The sequence below is a fragment of the Caldibacillus sp. 210928-DFI.2.18 genome (assembly GCF_020554505.1).
Classification (GTDB): Bacteria; Bacillota; Bacilli; order Bacillales; family Caldibacillaceae; genus Caldifermentibacillus; species Caldifermentibacillus hisashii.
Genome location: NZ_JAJCHL010000025.1, coordinates 15,700 through 34,976 on the forward strand (window position 1 = coordinate 15,700; position 19,277 = coordinate 34,976).

Below are 19,277 nucleotides of genomic sequence, written 5' to 3' on the forward strand. Positions count from 1 at the left end.
TTAGTACTTTAATTAAAGGATTACTTCGCTTATTTTTGTCATTTACAATTTTTGTTCGAGTTGTTGATACTTCTAAGTTAGAGGAGTCAGATAAAGGACGTTGATTTGGCTTAGTATTATTCTTGCTCATACTATTTGTCCTCCTTTTTAAACATTCCGCTTGACAGTAAGTAAACCATACTAATAGATAATGCTACAATCAGTAATACTAAACCTACAGCAGACGCATATCCCAGGTCGTTCTTTTCAATACCACGTCTATACAAATAACCCACAATTGTCAACCCGATATTTTTTGGTGAGTTATTGCTTCCGTAAATCATGAAGCTTTCCAAGAACATTGCAAGCCCTGCATATATACTAATCGTTGTTACATAAATTCTTGTTGGTTTTAAGAGCGGCAAAGTGATGTACCAGAATCTTTGCCATGCGTTAGCACCATCTACTTTTGCAGATTCATAAAGTACTTCATCAATAGAACTCAATCCAGCCTCAAAATATAAAGTATTTACACCAGTCCATCTCCAGGTTGCCAATAAAAGTAAAGCAAACATTCCTGTTCCCCAGTTTTTTAGCCACTCTTGTGATTCAAAACCAAAGAAATTCAAAATTTGGTTCATTAAACCGGAATCCATTTCACTAAACATATATCTAAACAAAATACCTGCGACAACTACTGAAACTAATGCTGGCAAGTATAAAATCGATTTATAAACTCTTTTACCTAACACACTCTTAGAATTTAATAGAAAAGCACACAGCATCGGTATAGGGATCAAAATAACCAGTGTTAGAATCGTATAAATGACACTATTTTTAACAGCGGTATGAAAAACGCCATCTCCTAATAATTTTTCATAGTTAGCCAGCCCAATAAATTCACTGTAGCCGTTACCGATTTTATGAAAACTCATGCTAATTGTCGATATCATTGGATAGATCCAGAAAAAAGCCAAACTAATAATAAACGGTAATACAAATACATAGGGTGCAATCTTCTGGGAGAATAAGAAAGCTTGTATCTTTTTCAATTTTTTCCTCTCCTTTCTACCAAGAGTGTTTAAGATTGCCTCTTTGAGGCAATCTTAAACACTTCACTTATTCTTGTTCAAAATCGACTTCTTCCTGTGCAGCTTTAAGTGCTTCTTTAACATCTGCACCATTCTCTAGAATTTCATTTAACGTTGTAAGATTAAACACTTCATTAATAGTAGTAGTAATCGGTACTGTTTTGATTAGATTGACTTCATCTTGAATTTCCAATAATGTATCGAATGGATTATTAACAAAGTATTTAACATATTTATTCTCAGGGTTATGCGTCACTGCTTGGTTTGTCCAAACTTTCGTATTTACAGGATCAAAACCAAGAATATTCCAAATTTGTTCGCCGCCCTCTTCAGACAATTTTGCCCAAGTCATAAATTCTGCTGCTAACTCAGCATTTTTTGAATCTTTGTAAATCACTGTTCCGGTACCACCTGCACCATTTGAACGAGGTTGACCCTCCTCAAAGACAGGAGCTGGTGCAATCGCAAATTTACCAGACATTTCCGGCATATAGTCAGTAAATCGAGACATATACCAAATGGCTTTAGGGAAAGCAGCTACTTTTCCATTTACAACAGTAGAATAACCTTCCTCAGTATCAATCTGCCCTCCCGGGGTTACTTCAGCAATACCTTTTTCCAACCATTCTTGTTGCATGGTAAGCATATTTTCTATAGATTTTAACTGTACATTCGCATTTTCAGGGTCTTTTACCCAAGATTCCCCATATTCAGACATGGCTAATGTTAACCAGTCACTACCGCCAGTATCTACAGTTGTCATATAAACTTCACCATTCGTTGCTTCTTTTAACTTTTCACCTGCTGCAGTAAAATCATCCCAAGTTTTAATTTGTGTATAATCAATACCATTTTGTTGTAAAATTTCAGTATTATAATACATTACCATTGCCCCAACATGTGTTGGAACACCATAATAGTTACCGCCTTTTTCATAAGCATCTAACCTGGATGTCACCAAGTCAGCCTTATACGGTTCTACATAATCATTCAATTTTAACCATGGTACTTCTCCGTCTAAATAGTTAGGAAACTGACTAATCTCAACATCAGCTAAGTCCGGAATACCCTCACCTGATTGAACTGCTAGAGTAAGCTTCGTATGCATATCTGCATACGGATATACTGTAAACTTAATTTGAATTTGTTTATCCGGATGCTGATCATTCCATCTATTCAACATTTCCGTATAGAACTGTTGGTGTAAATCAACAAATAACCACATGTCCAATTTGGCACCATCATCAGGTCCAACTGTCGTAACCTCTGGCTTTGTTTCTTCTTTCTTTTTGTCTTCTTTACTCGAGGATGAATTTGAAGAGCAACCGAATACTAGGACAGTCATCAAAAGAATAACAAAATATGAAAATAACTTTTTACGTAACTTCATTAACTTCGCCCCCATTCAATATTTTAAATACCAACCATTAGACTTTACACATAAATAATACTATCTCCAAATTCAATCACCACCTCCAACAAGGTGAAACGCTTTCATTTATGAATATATTATAAGTGTCTGATTTTCATATGTCAATGGTTTGTACGTACTTGTTGTAGATTTTTAAAAAAAATATGTACGTATATTATTAAAATCCATTTATTAAAACATTAATTCCTGATTATTTCCTGTGTATTAAGTGATAGTTTCCAACCCGAATTATAACCATTGTCTGTCAATTTTTTTATTATAATATCCAATTAAAACACAGATGTATCAACTCAATCTTTAAGTATTTTTCTACTATGGAATCTATATTGTCTTGGATGTTTCTTAGTCATTCGTACAACTTTTGGATGGATTTGAAATCATGTTCTCAGTCCCATTCAAAAACTTTTAGAAAAATTATATTTTGCATCAGTTAAAAATTAAAAATATGCATGGCACGAAGCCATACATATCTTATAAATAGGTTTTTGATTTGAAAATTTACTTATGTTTCTATTTTGAACAAACAAACTCATTGATTTTTTTAGTTGAGTTTCTAATTACTAAACTTGGTTCAAACACATATGATTCCGCAGTTGAATCAGTTGATTTCGGTCCATTATTAATTTCAATTAATGAAATTATTAATTTTGCTGCCATTTCTCCCAGTTCACTTTTAGGATGCTTAATTGTAGTTAATTTCACTTCTGATACTTCAGATAAAAAGGAGTCATCAAATCCAACTATTGAGATATCTTCAGGTATTTGAAGATTTTTTTGTCGAAGCACTTCCAAAATTCTCATTGCAAGTTCGTCGTTATAACTTACAATCCCTGTAATTTTTTCGGGTGAGTTTGAAAGTCTGTCTTCCAGCCGCTCTAGTGGCAATGCACTATCTTTGGATTTAGTATTATACGTAATAATATTTTGAGGGATAATTGGAATGCCGTAATCACGATATGCTTTCAAATACCCTTTCATACGTTTTAAACCTTGCATATCATCATTTTTGAAAAATCCTAATATATTCCTATGACCTAACCTTATTAAATGCTCAGTTTGTAAATATCCACCTTCCATATCATTTAAAGTAACACTAATGGGTTCCAATTCGTCGTAAAAAGCATTAATCATAATATAAGGGATCTTAAGAGCCTCTAAATTTAAATAGTAGTTTATATTAGGGTTAGAAATTGCACTTTTTGTAGGTTCTACGATTACACCATCAAAATTTTGCGAAATTACTGTTTCTAAAATGCGTTTTTCGCTTTCATGATTATTATTTGTACTAAATAAAGTTACTTGATACCCTTCTTGACTCAATACACTTTCTGCTCCGCGTATTATAGAAGGAAAAATATAATCAGATATATATGTAGTAATAATCGCAACTTTTTTACTACTTACACTATTAGTTTGGTTCTTTTTTAATGAACGTTCTGAGACATATGTACCCGATCCTTGTTCCTTATATAATAAACCTTCATTCACTAAATCAGCTAATGCCAATCTTACAGTGTGCCTACTAACATTAAACTGCTTCATCAATTCGCTTTCTGAACTTATCTTTTGATTAGGTTGAAAAGTCCCATCAAAGACCTTAGATTTAATCCAATTTTTTACCATATTGTATTTTGTTTCACTCAACTAGCTCCCCCCTTATCTATAAAATCTTATATGCATATGTAGTATAGCATATAATTCTTATATGTATACCACCTTGATCAGCCGTCTATATCACCACATCCTAAACAGTGATAATATTATACACGGAATTGACAACTTGGATATATTATTTAAACAAAAAACTATTTCTCATATGAAATTAATGCTTTTTATAAATACACTTGCAGAAAAACGGACCAATTGTTTTTCTTCTTCAATAAATATTTTAATATAATTTGTACGTACAATCAAATAATACTTTTAATTAACACCAGGAAATATTTATTTTATTAGGTTTTCTAGTAATAGTATTATCTGTTTTGATCTTATTGACATATACGAACAAGTATAATATGATCTAAATATATTATTAATGTATTTTTTTTCTAATCCTTGTGTTTTTATTTAAGGATTTATAGAATTCTATTTTATCCACTTAAATAAATTTTTACACAAAAAGAAACCGGATTCAGTAAATAAGGAGGCTTTTCTATGACCAATCAAATTATTATTAACACAGACGTAGAGAAATCCAAAATCACTAGGCACATATACGGACATTTTGCTGAACATCTTGGAAGAGGAATTTATGAAGGAATCTGGGTAGGTGAAGATTCCCCTATTCCGAATACCAATGGGATCCGCAATGATGTACTTAAAGCATTAAAGCAGATTAAGGTACCTGTATTACGTTGGCCTGGTGGTTGTTTTGCTGATGAGTATCACTGGAAAGATGGTGTTGGTCCACGTGAAAATCGGAAAAGAATGATTAACACACATTGGGGTGGTGTAGTCGAGAATAATCATTTTGGTACACATGAATTCATGATGCTTTGTGAAATGCTTGGTTGTGAACCATATATTTGTGGAAATGTTGGAAGCGGTACCGTTCAGGAAATGTCGGAATGGGTTGAATACATGACATTTGATGGCGAATCACCAATGGCAAATTGGCGTAAAGAAAATGGTAGAGAACAACCTTGGAAGTTGAAATATTTTGGTGTTGGTAATGAAAGTTGGGGCTGTGGAGGAAATATGCGTCCCGAATATTATGCCGATCTATACCGACGATATCAAACATTTGTCCGAAATTACGGTGATAATCGGATTTATAAAATTGCCGGTGGTGCAAATGTAGATGATTACAACTGGACAGAAGTTGTTATGAAAAATGCCCATTGGTTAATGGACGGATTAAGTCTCCACTACTATACAATACCGGGTGATTTTTGGCTTGGAAAAGGATCTTCTACAGAATTTACAGATGATGAGTGGACGATCACTATGAAAAAAGCTCTATATATGGATGAATTAATTAAAAAACACGGAACAATTATGGACAAATATGATCCGGAAAAGAGAATTGGTTTAATCATTGATGAATGGGGAACTTGGTTTGATCCAGAACCCGGAACGAATCCGGGCTTCTTATATCAGCAAAACACCATTCGTGACGCTCTAGTTGCTGCTATACATTTTAATATTTTCCATAATCATGCCGACCGCGTCCATATGGCAAATATTGCACAGACGATCAATGTACTTCAAGCAATGATTTTGACGGAAGGAGAAAAGATGCTATTAACTCCGACTTACCATGTCTTTGATATGTTTAAGGTCAACCAAGATGCAGTGGCTTTAGCTGTAGATAACAATTTTGAAGAATATCAATCCAAAAATGAACATTTGCCGAAAATAAGTATCTCTGCTTCTAAAGATGGTCATAACAAGGTTCATATTAATCTAGCATGTCTCGACCATCTTGAAGGTACGGAATTTTCTATTGAATTAAGAGGGATGAATCTCGACCGTGCAACAATTAACGGTACAATCCTAACAGCCGATGAAAAGAATGCTCATAATACATTTGAACACCCAGATTATGTTAAACCGGCTATATTTGACAATTATACAATAAAAAATGGAAAATTGTCCGTCAAACTTCCGCCAATGTCAGTCGCTGTTATTAGTGTAGATGAAGGTGAAAAGTAATGAGTGGCCAATGTAAAAGCTGCATGGATCAATTGAATGTAACTGAAGAGATGATCGACGAAATGTTAAATCAAGCAAATATTGACAAAAAACGAATGGTTCCGAAAGATGTATATATTGAACGGTTGGAAAAATGCAAAACATGTCCATCTCTAATGGATGGAACAACATGTATGCATTGCGGTTGTCTTGTGAAGTACCGTGCCAGATTAATAGACAACAATTGTCCAAATCCATCAGGGTCAAGATGGAATGTGGCAAAAGTATTTGTGTAAATATTATCCTTACCTAAAACAACACAGTTACCATTTTTGCAACTGTGTTGTTTTTCTTTTATTTTCTTTTTTCCTCAACATCCACCGTCCGAACGCCCAATACATCCAATAGAAATACAAAGATTGGTATGCCTAGAATCAGACCCCAAACACCAAAGAAATGCTCCCCAAAAATCAAGATGATAAAAGTGTAAAAAACCGGTAGATTGGTTTTTGATGACATGAGTTTTGGGTTTAAAATATAAGCTTCAATGGCATGGACGACGGCGACCATGATGAGCACATAAATGACTGTCATTACTCCGCCGATACTGTAGGCAATTATTGCTAGCGGAATTAATGAAATAATGACACCGGCTACCGGAATCAGTCCCAGAATAAATACCATAATGGCGAGCGCAAATAATTGTGGGAAATCGAATAGCCACAGACAGAACGTGGTGATCACTGTGTTAACAGTTGCGATCATAAATTGGGCTTCGATTACTTTTCCAAATGTCCCGATAAATCTCACACCGAAGTATTCCAATTCGTTATAAAAAGAGCTGATCTTACTTTCTTTAAAACGACTGGTAAAAGAAATGATTCTTTCTTTCTCCAACAGGAAAAATAAGCTCAAAATTAATGCCAACAGAACTTGCAGGCCGATTGTCCCAATATCATTCAAAGATTTTACTAAGAAAGAAACACCTACACCGATATAGTCCGTGATTTCGTACTTTTGAATGAGTGCGATCACATAGTTAAATACTTGGTTATCCGTCTCTATTGGTTTCGAATAAAATTCCGTAAGTTGATTGATCAATTGTGATATTTCACTAACTAAAATTGGTAAATATTTTACCGCTCCATATGTCAAACCTGAAACCACAAGCGAATAGAGCAACAAGACCGTAATTTTTCGATTCAATGGAATTCGCTTGGAGATGAAACGCTCCAAACCGTTTATTAGGAAGGAAAAAATAAACGTTAACAAAATAATATTGATAATACTCCGAAGCATATAAAAAACAAAAATCAGAATGGCAAAAATCAGAACTCTCCTAACACCTGTCTTCTGAAAAAAACGAAATACCTCTTCCACTTATCACTCTTCCTATCTAAAAATTTTTATTTATCTACAAAATTCTTGTTAATATTCTGATTATTACATTCATTCATTCATTCATACACCTTATTATTTTAGCATAAATTCCCCGGCATTTGTGACTTTTGTCGTTATTTATTATTAATAAAAGAAAAGGTACCTAAAATGATTCAGGGGCCTTTATGTAAATCGAAAAATTACTGAAAACGATTATTTTAACTCTTATTTAACACCATTCCCCGGTATTTGTGACTTTTACCGGTATTTATTATCAGTAAAAAGAAAGGGTACCTGAAATGATTCAGGCACCTGGATGTACAACGAAACATTACTTAGAACGATTAATTTTAAATCCTATCTAACATCAATTTTCCGGTATTCGTGACCTTTTGCCGCTATTTATTATCGGTAAAAAAAGGCACCTGAAATGATCAGGCACCTCGATGTACAACGAAACATTACTTAGAACGATTAATTTTAACTCCTATTTAACATCAATTCCCCGGCATTTGTGGCTTTTGCCGCTATTTATTATCGGTAAAAAAAGGTACCTGAAATGATCCAGGCACCTAGGGTACAGACGAAAAATTACTGAAAATGATTATTTTAACCCTTCCCATTTCCAGTTTTCTACTTCAGGTAAATCTCTTCCTTCGTCGCGGATGTATTGGTTATGTTTGGCAATCATGCCGTTCATTTCTTGGACGATATGTGCATATTTTTCCGCATTTGGCAAGTTTTTCACGACCGATTTCACAAGATCAAAGCGGTCCATTTGGTTTAATACACGCATGTCAAACGGTGTGGTAATATCGCCGTTTTCACGATAACCATGCACGTGCAGATTGTGGTTATGACGATCAAAGAATAAGTCTTTTACTAAACCTTCATACCCATGGAAGACAAAAATAATCGGTTTATTTTTTGTGAAATACATATCAAACTCTTCATCCGACAAGCCACGTGGATCCAACGTTTGACTTCTTAATTTTAAAATATCCACAACATTGATGTAACGAATTTTTAACTCCGGCATTTTTTTATGCAAAATAGAAATAGCAGCAAGACTTTCTATGGTCGGTTCTGTACCACTGGAAGCAATCACTACATCCGGTTCATCACCAAAATCCGTACTAGCCCAATCAATCATTTTCAATCCATTATCGACCAATTCTTTTGCTTCATCCATCGTGAACCATTGTGCCCGCGGATGTTTGGATGACACCACTAGGTTAATTTTTTGCCGGTCATTCAAAATTTTATGAAAGACGGCAAGTAATGTATTGGCATCTGCAGGTAAATATTCACGGATAAATTCCGGTTTTTTATCGGCTAAATGGCCAAGCATCCCCGGGTCTTGGTGGGTGTAGCCATTATGGTCTTGTTGGAATACCGTTGAAGTTGCAACGACATTCAAGGAAGGAATAGCTGTCCGCCATGGTTGTTCCGAGGCTTTCCGCAACCATTTGAAATGTTGTGTTAACATGGAATCAACCACTCGTAAAAATGCTTCATAGCTGACAAAAATTCCGTGACGGCCAGTTAATACGTACCCTTCCAACATCCCTTCCGCTTGGTGTTCGGAAAGCTGTGAGTCAATAACCCGGCCATGAGATTTTAAGTATTCATCTTGAGGTTCTTCAATTTCCCCCAACCATTGACGTTTCGTTTCTTCAAAAACAGGAGCCAACCGATTTGATGCAGTTTCATCCGGACCAAAAATACGGAAATTATGATTGTCGCGGTTTAATTTCACGACATCTTTCAAATATTCTCCTAACACAATCATATCTTGTTTTTCTACTTGTCCCGGAACAGAGTTGTCCACTGCATAGTCCCGAATATCCGGCAAACGCAGATCTCTAATTAATTTACCCGGATTTGTGACAGGGTTCATGGCCATTCGTTTATCGCCTTTTGGTGTTGTTCCTGCGATTTCCGGTTTTAACCGCCCATTTTCATCAAATAATTCTTCCGGCCGATAACTCTTCATCCACTCTACCAACTCATCCGCATGTTCCATATGGTCTTGGTCGACTGGAATTGGCACTTGGTGAGCACGGAAAGAATTTTCTATCGGCACGCCACCCCATTCTTTCGGGCCTGTCCAACCTTTTGGTGCACGAAAGACAATCATTGGCCATATCGGACGTGTTTGGTCCCTATTTTCACGTGCATTTGTTTGGATGGCTTTAATTTTTTCGACAACTTTATCAAGTGTTGCTGCCATTTTCACATGCATTTCTGCAGGGTCTTCACCTTCAACGAAATAAGGTTCCCAACCCATCCCTTCAAAATATTTCGCTAATTCCTCATTGTCGATACGAGAAAGAATGGTCGGATTACTAATTTTAAATCCGTTCAAGTTTAAGATTGGTAAAACCGCACCGTCACGAATCGGGTTGATAAAACGGTTGGAGAACCAAGATGCTGCAAGTGGTCCGGTTTCTGCTTCCCCATCACCGACAACAACAGCCGCAATTAAATCCGGGTTATCAAGAACAGCCCCGGCACCGTGGGAAAGAGAATACCCTAATTCGCCGCCTTCATGAATCGATCCCGGTGTTTCCGGTGCTGCATGGGAAGCCACTCCGCCCGGGAATGAAAATTGTTTGAACAGTTTTTTCATTCCTTCCACATCTTGCGTCATTTCCGGATAAATTTCCGTGTAACTGCCATCAAGATAGGAATTGGAAACCATGACTTGTCCGCCATGTCCGGGTCCTTCTATATAAAACATGTTTAAGTCATATTTATTAATAACTCGATTTAAATGGGCATAAATAAAGTTTTGTCCGGAAATGGTGCCCCAGTGACCGATTGGTTTTGCTTTAATATCAGAAGCCTTTAACGGTTCTTTTAACAGCGGGTTATCTTTCAAATAAAGTTGACCAACTGAAATATAATTTGCGGCACGCCAATATGCATCTACTTTTGCTATATATTCTTTGGACGAGTAATCAATCGTCATTTTTGTTCACCCCTTCACAACTATTCAATATTTTTTACCCAAAACATCCTCCATGAACTACCCGCCATTAAACATAGCGAGTTTCGGAATCCCTAGAAAGTTGTAGGTACTTCACAGGTGTGCCCAATACCACTACTGATTGAGTGTTTAACTCTTTGAGATACTTTCTTCGGAATTTGCCTTTGCCCATCATATCTGACCGAGCTTTCATCTCCTCAATGAATAGAGGAGGATTCCTACTCGGGTGTCCTAAACTCTTTTCGATAATCTGTAGATACTTTTGAGGAGGAGTTTTGGGTACATCATCATTATACCATTTTTAATCTATTTACTATTATTAAATTTTTTACAGTTTATTTAATATTAACTACTTCCAACCCTACCATTTTCGCAAAATCTTCAATTTGTTCTGCAGTCACATTGAATGAAAGGACCGTATGGTGACCGCCGCCATTTTTAATCCATTCCTGAACGCCTTTTTCAAATCCACATTTTGGTGTCCACATTTGTCTTGCCACCGGTAAATGTGGAGCCGGTTCTTCCGGTTTTTTCCCTTCCACTTCATACATGACTAATTTAAAATGATCCCCAAAATCAGAAATGGTTAGATTGACTGCTTCTCCATCCAAACCGTCAAACACAAGACGGGCCGGATCTTCTTTACCGCCAATTCCTAATGGATGAACTTCCACACGGATTTTTGAACCTGCAAGTGTTGGGTCAACTTCTAACATATGTGCTCCTAAAATAGTTTCCCGACCTTTTATTAAATTATACGTATAATCTTCCATGAATCCTGTTTTTTCGTTATGTGCCATGATTTTTAGCAAGCGATCGAGAGCAGCAGTTTTCCAGTCTCCTTCACCGGCAAAGCCATAACCTTCCGCGTTCAAACGTTGGACAGCCATACCGGGTAATTGTTTCATTCCCCATAAATCTTCAAAGTTAGTTGAAAATGCCGTATAACCTCCGCGTTCTAAAAATCTTCTTAACGCTATTTCGATTTTAATTTGTTCCTTCACATGTTCCTCGAAAAATTCCGGATCATTATTGCCAACGACAAAGTCATATGCTTCTTGACATTCTCGGTATGTTTTTTCGATTTCTTCCGGCGATACTTTTTCCATTTCGGCAACTAAGTCGCCAATCCCATAGTAGTCAACCGTCCAGCCAAATTGAATTTGCGCTTCAATTTTATCCCCGTCCGTAACAGCTACATTCCGCATGTTATCACCGAACCGGGCTACTTTAATATGGAAACTTTCATTATAAGCTACAGCCACATCCATCCATTTACGGATTTGGTCTTGTACATCGTGGTCTTTCCAGTGACCGACGACAATTTTATTATTTTTATTTAAACGTGCATTCATATAGCCGTATTCTCTGTCACCGTGGGCGCTTTGATGCAAGTTCATATAATCCATATCGATCGTTTGCCATGGAATATTATTTAAAAATTGTGTTGCTAAATGAAGTAACGGTTTTTGCAATAATTTTGTGCCGCGAATCCAGTTTTTCGCCGGTGAGAATGTATGCATCCATGTAATGACACCGGCTACATGATCGTTGTAGTTGACTTCTTTCATGACTTGGGTAATACTGTCAGCTGTTGTGGCGACGGTTTTAAAAACAACCGGGTATGGCAGGTTCCCGCTTTTATTTAATTCGTTAATAATTTCTTCTGTATCTTTTTGTACGGCTTGAAGCGCCTCTTCACCATATAAGTGCTGACTTCCAACAACAAACCAAAACTCGTAATCTCTAATTTTTAACACGTGTATCACTCCTGTAGGCTCTCATATTTGTGTAAATTTTTATAGAAAAATTAAGTGAAACTTCCAGCCATAGGGGTTTCCCACTGATGGTTAGTTGAACTAATCAGACGCATGCTGGCAGCCCGTCCCCAGCTACCTTCTTTGTAAACTCGAAAATTTTGAGGTAGGGGTCTTGACTCGGCGTTAAGGTGGAATAAAGTGAAACTTCCAACAATGGGTGTCTCCCACGGATGATAGTTGAACCAATCGGGTACTTTTCTTCCTCCTTCAACATCAATGATTTCCCTTGAGCCTTAGGAGGAAGATTTAGTGACCGTTTGTGCGGGATAAACACTCTTATTTCTTTTGACCATAGTAGGCGTTTTTGCCATGTTTACGTAAATAATGTTTGTCTAAAAGATATTGGTCCATATCAATTTGATACGGATTCAGCTGTAGCGTGTGATACGTCATTTTCGCCACTTCTTCCAAGACAACTGAATGATGAACCGCGTCTATTGCTGATTTCCCCCACGTAAAAGGTCCATGGTCATTGACTAAAACGGCCGGAACTTGATCGGGATCAATTTGGCGCTCCTTGAAAGTTTCAACAATGACGTCCCCGGTTTGTTTTTCATAATCTCGGATGACTTCCTCTTCTTTCATAGCACGGGTGACCGGAACAGGGCCATAGAACGTATCCGCATGGGTTGTCCCGGCTGCCGGAACATCTAATCCCGCTTGAGCAAATGTAACGGCCCACGGGGAATGCGTATGGACAATTCCTTTAATATTAGGAAACTCCTTATATAGGATAATGTGGGTCGCTGTATCGCTGGACGGGTTCAGGTCCCCTTCGACCACATTTCCGTTCAAATCCACAACAACCATTTGTTCCGGCTTCAATTCTTCATACGGGATACCGCTTGGTTTAATGACGATAAGATTAGTATCCCTGTCAATTCCGCTGACATTGCCCCATGTAAATGTGACCAAGTTGTATTTGGGCAATAACATATTCGCTTCATAGACTTCTTGCTTTAATTTTTCCAGCATTGCTAAATCATTCCTTTGAGGCATTATTTTTGATTGCTTTCAAACGTTTCATGACATCATTTACACCGGTGCCGAAATAATCATGTAAAATCTTGTATTCTTCATAAATTGCAGTATATTTCTCTACATTTTCCGGAATTGGTTTCACTTTTTCTTTTCTTAATTTTGCCATTTTTTTGGAAGCTTCTTCAATTGAATCATAGCCGCCGTTTTCGGAACCTGCTGCAACCGCGGCAAACATGGCTGCACCGATGGCAGGCGTTTGCAGGTGCTCAGAGATTGTAATTTCTTTTCCGGTAATATCGGCGTAAATTTGGTTAAGTAATTGGTTTTTGTGTGGCAAGCCGCCGCAGACAGTGAGCCCATTAATTTCAATGCCACTGGATTCAAATTCTTCTATGATTCTGCGTTTCCCAAATGCGGTCGCTTCAATTAATGCACGATAAATTTCTTCCGGTGTTGTTTCCAAAGTCATTCCCAAAAGAAGTCCGGTCAAGTTCGTGTCAACAAGGATTGAACGGTTTCCATTCCACCAATCAAGAGCGAGAAGACCACTTTCCCCGATGTTTAATTGGCTCGCCTTTTCCTCTAATAATTGGTGAATGTTAAGGCCTCTTTCTTTCGCTTCGTCAAAATAGGCGCCCGGAACAGCATTGTCAACAAACCATGCAAAAATATCACCTACTGCATTTTGGCCCGATTCATAAGCATAGTATCCCGGAATGGCCCCATCTTTGACAACCCCGCACATTCCTCTCACAGGAATCTTTTTATCTCCTAAAATAATATCGCATGTGGATGTTCCCATAATATTAAGCATTGTACCCGGCTTAATTACACCTGTTGGCGCAGCAGAAACATGTGCATCCACATTTCCGACCGCAACCGCAATTCCCGGATTTAATCCGACTTTTGCCGCCATTTCCGCGGTAAGTTCACCCGCTTTTGATCCGGTTGGATGGAACTCTGTGCCAATTTTTTCCTCAATAACATTTTCCATTTTTGGATGAAGTTCTTTAAAGAAGTCTTTACTTGGGAATCCCGTTTCAGCATCCCACATCGCTTTATATCCTGCAGTTGTGGAATTTTTCACTTTGTTACCGGTTAATTGCCAAGTGACCCAGTCTGTTGCTTCCATAAATGTATCCATTGCATCATAAATTTCCGGTGCTTCGTCTACAATTTGCATCAATTTCGGAAATACCCATTCGGAAGAAATTTTACCGCCATAGTATTTCAACCATGGTTCATTACGACGGCGGGCAATTTCATTTAACTTGTCCGCATGAGATTGTGCAGCATGATGTTTCCATAATTTTACCCAGGCATGCGGGTTATTTTTGAACTCGGGCAAGTTCATTAACGGTGTTCCGTCATTTTTTACCGGAAGTACGGTGCAAGAAGTAAAATCGATTGAAACACCAATGATGTCATTTACATCTACACCACTGTCCGCAACGGTTCTTTTTACAGTATCAATAAAACATTCGATATAATCATTTGCATTTTGCAGGGCCCAGTCAATTCCTAATTCAATATTCGTATTTGGTAAAAAGTCATCAATCACGCCATCCGGATAATCCTTCACAGCAGAAGATATGACATTGCCATTTGATACATCTACTAATACGGCCCTGGCTGATAATGAACCAAAATCAACACCAATGGTATATTTGGGCATAAGCGCACCTCCTATATTTTTAAACGCTTACAACTAACTGGTTTTATTGTAGTATAGATGTACGTATAAGTCAATAGAGTATCGTTATTTATAATGAATTAATACTTACATGTTGGTTTCGCTTATTATAGGAATCTATTAGATATTTCAACACAAATAATGATTTTTAACAAAAATAAACTTGCTTTTATTCACATTAAAAATCTAATCGTTTTTTATACGAACAATTTTTATTTTCTTTTGTTTATATTCTAAATTTGTAAGTACATACTTAAATCAGTTGATTATAGATGTATGTAGCTGGAAGTCGAAAGGTTTTTATGTATATACAATTGGCACTAGTGGTCCTTAACTTCATTGTTTAAACGTAAAAAAATCGTCCTTTCAAAAAATTGTATGTTCAAAATGACTTACAATTTCTAAGAAAAAACGATTTAATAGGAATGATTTTAATTTGCTTAAAGAGGCAGTGAAAATTATCCAACTTTTCTAAATGAACATTTTTAAAACAAATAGTATTGTGCATGATACGACCGTCTCAAAGGAAATTACAGCCCTAAATTTTATACTGATGTTGTAAAGTATGAATTTTTTTAATTTCGCCATACATTATCGCCGTAAATCTTGTCATTCTCGTTAGTTTTTTGCCATTCCCTGTCCATAACTTCCCCTGGCTTGTAGACAGCTACACCGGTTCATGCATAAACTTCCTGCATTAATTACGGAAGTCGGATTTCTCCAATCTCCTTCTTTATTGTATCAAACCAAGCCTTGGTCAGGGCAATTGGCGCATTTACTACCTGATCATATACGGAGCGAAAGGCTTGCTGAAATTTCTTTGGGTCTAGGACATTTCGAATTTTCTTGAGCACTCCCGGTGTTTTGGCAAGGGCTGGGATTCCTGCATCGGCACCTTTTATCAACGTTTTCCCACCAACCCCTACTGCTTTTACCATGCATAAAAAAAAAGCAGAAGAATTTCCGGAAAAAATTTTCTTCTGCTAACATTCGAATGGATTCTTTTTCTATTTACTATTTATAATCTGGTGATGTTTCGGCCACATTCCCCAATTCCAAATCAATTTCCCTTGGATCGGTATGTCCGGCCATTAATTCGGCTTGCTTCATGACGATTTCGAGGGCCGTTTTTGCTTGTTTTGGCGGGTAGTCGTACTTTTTCAATAATCTTTTAATAATTCTTCTCATCCCGGCTTGTGCGCTTTTTCGGACGCTCCAGTCAATCGTGATGTTTTGTTTAATGGCATTCGTCAGTTCTTGAGCTATTTTCTTTAATGTTTCATCATCCATAAATTGTTTGACAATATTGTCTGCTGTTAAGGCATCATAGAAAGCAATTTCGTCTTCATTTAAGCCTAAATCTTTTTCTTCTTCCCGAGCCTTCTTAAATTCTTTTGCCATTTTAATTAATTCTTCAATGACTTCAGCATTGGTGATGGCTTGATTGCGATACTTATTAATCGCCTTTTTCAATTTCTCGGAAAACTTTTCGGACTTAACAAGATTCCGTTTTTCCATCACTTTTAAATTACCTTCAAGAAGCTTTTTCAACATTTCAACGGCTAAGTTTTTATATTTTAGCCCGCGAACTTCTTGTAAAAATTCTTCAGATAATAAGGAAACATTTTCCGGTCGTTCTAGTCCTAACGCATCGAATACATCAATAACATCTTCTGATAAAATTGACCGTTGCAGCATTTGATTCACTCTTGTTTCGATTTCTTTTTTGGAATTTTTCTGGACTTTTCTCTCACCCAGTTTGGCTAAACTTGCTTTTACTGCTTTAAAATAACTGACTTCAAGGGCCGCTGCTTTTCCTTCTTCGGTTGCGGCACAGAGGGCATGGGCTTTCGCTGCTTCTAAAGCAAATTGTTTAAATTCTTTCTGTTCCTTTTCGGGTAATCCAAGGACAAAGTTCATCCCACCCGTAATTGCCCGCATTCGATCTTTTTGGGAGTTCCCCATAAAATCAGAGTAATCAAAGCCATGAAACATTGCACGTAATATTTCCAGTTTTTCTTGCATGACCTGAACCGCTGCACTCGTATCGATCCCGGTATTTTCTTTATCACTGTCGGTATACTGTTTCAATGCTTTTTTCAGACTTTCTAAAATTCCAATATAGTCAACCACAACGCCACCCGGTTTGTCTTTAAATACCCGATTCACGCGGGCAATGGCTTGCATTAATGTGTGACCTTTCATCGGTTTATCAATATACATCGTGTGCATAGATGGCACGTCAAATCCGGTTAGCCACATATCCCGAACAATAACAAGTTTCAATTCATCATTCGGGTCTTTCATCCGTTTTGCCAATGTATCACGGCGTTGCTTTCCACCAATATGTTCTTGCAAACGTTCTTCATCGGCGGCACTACCGGTCATAACGACTTTAATAACCCCTTTATTCACATCATCATTATGCCAACTAGGCCGGAGTTTAATAATTTCATCATAGAGATCAACGCAAATCCGACGACTCATACAGACAATCATCGCTTTTCCGTCAATCGTCTTCTGTTTTTCTTCAAAATGTTCAACGATATCCTTTGCAAGCTGCTTGATGCGATTAGGCGAACCAACGACGGTTTCAAGCCGGGACCATTTCGTTTTATATTTTTCCCGAACAGTTTCTTCTTGCCCTTCCGTGATTTCTTCAAATTCATCGTCAATTTTTTTCAATTCTTCATCATCAGTTTCAACTTTAATGACGCGATTTTCATAATAAATTTTTACCGTTGCTTCATCTTCCACCGCTCTTGTCATATCATAAATATCAATATAGTCCCCGAAAACAGCCGGTGTTGATTTATCATCAAATTCAATCGGTGTTCCGGTAAAACCAATAAACGAAGCATTGGGGAATGCATCCCGTAAATATTTGGCATACCCGTATTTCAAATCACCGGTTTTGCTGTTAGTTTTTGCTTCAAATCCGTACTGGCTACGGTGGGCTTCATCGGCAATAATAATCACATTCCGCCGATCAGTTAAAACCGGCATTTCCCCTTCTTCAGGTTGGAATTTTTGAATCGTGGTAAAAATAATCCCGCCTGATTCCCGTTCATTTAATAGATCGTATAAGCCATTGAGTTCTTTTGCATTACTTTTCGCTTGTTGTTTCTTTTGTTCTTCTGTGAATCTACGAACATCCGCTTGTTTCGGTGTTTGCCTTAATATATCTACGGATTTGGCAAATGTTGAATAGAGTTGATCATCCAGGTCATTACGGTCTGTAATTACAACGATGGTCGGATTATTTAATTCTTTAACAAGATATGCTGTATAAAAAACCATCGTAAAACTTTTTCCAGATCCTTGTGTATGCCAAACGACCCCGATTTTCCGGTCACCTTTTGTGGATGTCGCAATTTTTGTATTTTCAACCGCTTTTTTGACGGCAAAATATTGATGGTAGGCAGCCATGATTTTAATAATCGTTTTCTTGTCACCTATTTTATTTCCAGCTGCATCGTACTCGGTTTCTTTTGATTCTTGGAAAAGGATAAAGTTTTGGATAATATCAAGGAATCGGCTTTTTTCTAACATTCCGTGAATCATAACCTCATATTGCGGAACATCTAGAGATGCCACATTAACCCCGTCAACACTCCGCCAATTCATAAACCGTTCTTCGTTCGATGTAATCGTTCCAGTTTTCGCATTAATCCCATCAGATAAAATACAAAACGCATTATAATAGAAAAGCGACGGGATATCTTGCTTGTACGTTTGGATTTGATTGTAGGCTTGTTCAATCCCAACATTTTCATCAGTGGTTGATTTCAGTTCAATAACGACAAGCGGCAAACCGTTAACAAAGATGAGGACATCCGGCCGGCGATTTTCATTTTCGATAATGGTAAATTGATTAACTACGAGAAAGTCATTACGTTCCGGATGTTCAAAGTCAATAATGATCGCTTTTTCGGTTTTGATCCCACCATTCTTATGAAAAGACACATCTACGCCTTCTGTTAAAAGTTTATGGAAATGCCGGTTGTTTTCGATAAGAGAAGGGCTATTAAAAGTAATGACCCGCCGATATACATCTTCAATCGCATCAGCTGGCAAATCACGATTTAATTTAAAAAGGGCATCTCGAAGTCTCCCATCAAGGACTACTTCCCGAAAATCGTTCCGCTCAGGTCTTGGCCCATCCACACTAAGATCCGGACCAAAGGCATATTCATAGTCCATTTCCTGTAAAGTTTCGATAACTGCTTTCTCTAGCGAATCTTCGGTAAAATTTTCAAAATGTGTCAACGGGGAA

The 19,277-nt window shown here is 37.3% G+C and carries 12 protein-coding genes; 2 read left to right on the forward strand and 10 right to left on the reverse strand.

Annotated elements, in window-relative coordinates; translation table 11 throughout:
* Positions 1-131 precede the first annotated feature (131 nt).
* The 3 genes from LIZ98_RS07420 to LIZ98_RS07430 all read right to left on the reverse strand — a co-directional run bounded on the left by LIZ98_RS07420 (position 132) and on the right by LIZ98_RS07430 (position 4,125).
* The gene (locus LIZ98_RS07420) at positions 132-1,031 is read right to left on the reverse strand and encodes a carbohydrate ABC transporter permease (protein ID WP_227139309.1); all 900 of its coding nucleotides are present in this window, start codon (positions 1,029-1,031) and stop codon (positions 132-134) included.
* Positions 1,032-1,098: 67 nt separating this feature from the next.
* Positions 1,099-2,460, reverse strand: coding sequence for an ABC transporter substrate-binding protein (locus LIZ98_RS07425; protein ID WP_227139310.1), 1,362 nt, complete (start codon positions 2,458-2,460; stop codon positions 1,099-1,101).
* A gap of 552 nt (positions 2,461-3,012) precedes the next feature.
* On the reverse strand, positions 3,013-4,125 hold the full coding sequence (locus tag LIZ98_RS07430; protein WP_227139326.1) for a GntR family transcriptional regulator: 1,113 nt from the start codon (positions 4,123-4,125) through the stop codon (positions 3,013-3,015).
* A gap of 531 nt (positions 4,126-4,656) precedes the next feature.
* Here LIZ98_RS07430 and LIZ98_RS07435 point away from each other — a divergent pair.
* Both LIZ98_RS07435 and LIZ98_RS07440 read left to right on the forward strand, forming a co-directional pair.
* Complete coding sequence (locus LIZ98_RS07435; protein WP_227139311.1) at positions 4,657-6,156, forward strand: alpha-N-arabinofuranosidase; 1,500 nt, start codon at positions 4,657-4,659, stop codon at positions 6,154-6,156.
* Complete coding sequence (locus LIZ98_RS07440; RefSeq protein WP_227092739.1) at positions 6,156-6,431, forward strand: DUF6171 family protein; 276 nt, start codon at positions 6,156-6,158, stop codon at positions 6,429-6,431. Before LIZ98_RS07435 ends, LIZ98_RS07440 begins: the two co-directional genes overlap by 1 nt.
* Positions 6,432-6,489: 58 nt before the next feature.
* Here the strand turns inward: LIZ98_RS07440 and LIZ98_RS07445 are convergent, their stop codons facing one another.
* From LIZ98_RS07445 to LIZ98_RS07475, 7 genes are all read right to left on the reverse strand, one after another.
* The gene (locus LIZ98_RS07445) at positions 6,490-7,515 is read right to left on the reverse strand and encodes an AI-2E family transporter (protein ID WP_227139312.1); all 1,026 of its coding nucleotides are present in this window, start codon (positions 7,513-7,515) and stop codon (positions 6,490-6,492) included.
* Between the two features lie 604 nt (positions 7,516-8,119).
* Complete coding sequence (locus tag LIZ98_RS07450) at positions 8,120-10,489, reverse strand: phosphoketolase family protein (protein ID WP_227139313.1); 2,370 nt, start codon at positions 10,487-10,489, stop codon at positions 8,120-8,122.
* A gap of 353 nt (positions 10,490-10,842) precedes the next feature.
* Entirely contained in the window at positions 10,843-12,267 is a 1,425-nt protein-coding gene (araA, locus tag LIZ98_RS07455) for an L-arabinose isomerase (protein ID WP_227139314.1), read from the reverse strand.
* 336 nt (positions 12,268-12,603) lie between these two features.
* Positions 12,604-13,302, reverse strand: coding sequence for an L-ribulose-5-phosphate 4-epimerase (locus tag LIZ98_RS07460; protein WP_304502978.1), 699 nt, complete (start codon positions 13,300-13,302; stop codon positions 12,604-12,606).
* Positions 13,303-13,309: 7 nt separating this feature from the next.
* On the reverse strand, positions 13,310-14,983 hold the full coding sequence (locus LIZ98_RS07465; RefSeq protein ID WP_108897440.1) for a ribulokinase: 1,674 nt from the start codon (positions 14,981-14,983) through the stop codon (positions 13,310-13,312).
* A gap of 719 nt (positions 14,984-15,702) precedes the next feature.
* Entirely contained in the window at positions 15,703-15,906 is a 204-nt protein-coding gene (locus LIZ98_RS07470) for a hypothetical protein (protein WP_227203008.1), read from the reverse strand.
* 109 nt (positions 15,907-16,015) lie between these two features.
* Entirely contained in the window at positions 16,016-19,270 is a 3,255-nt protein-coding gene (locus LIZ98_RS07475) for a type I restriction endonuclease subunit R (RefSeq protein ID WP_227139316.1), read from the reverse strand.
* Between the last annotated feature and the right edge of the window lie 7 nt (positions 19,271-19,277).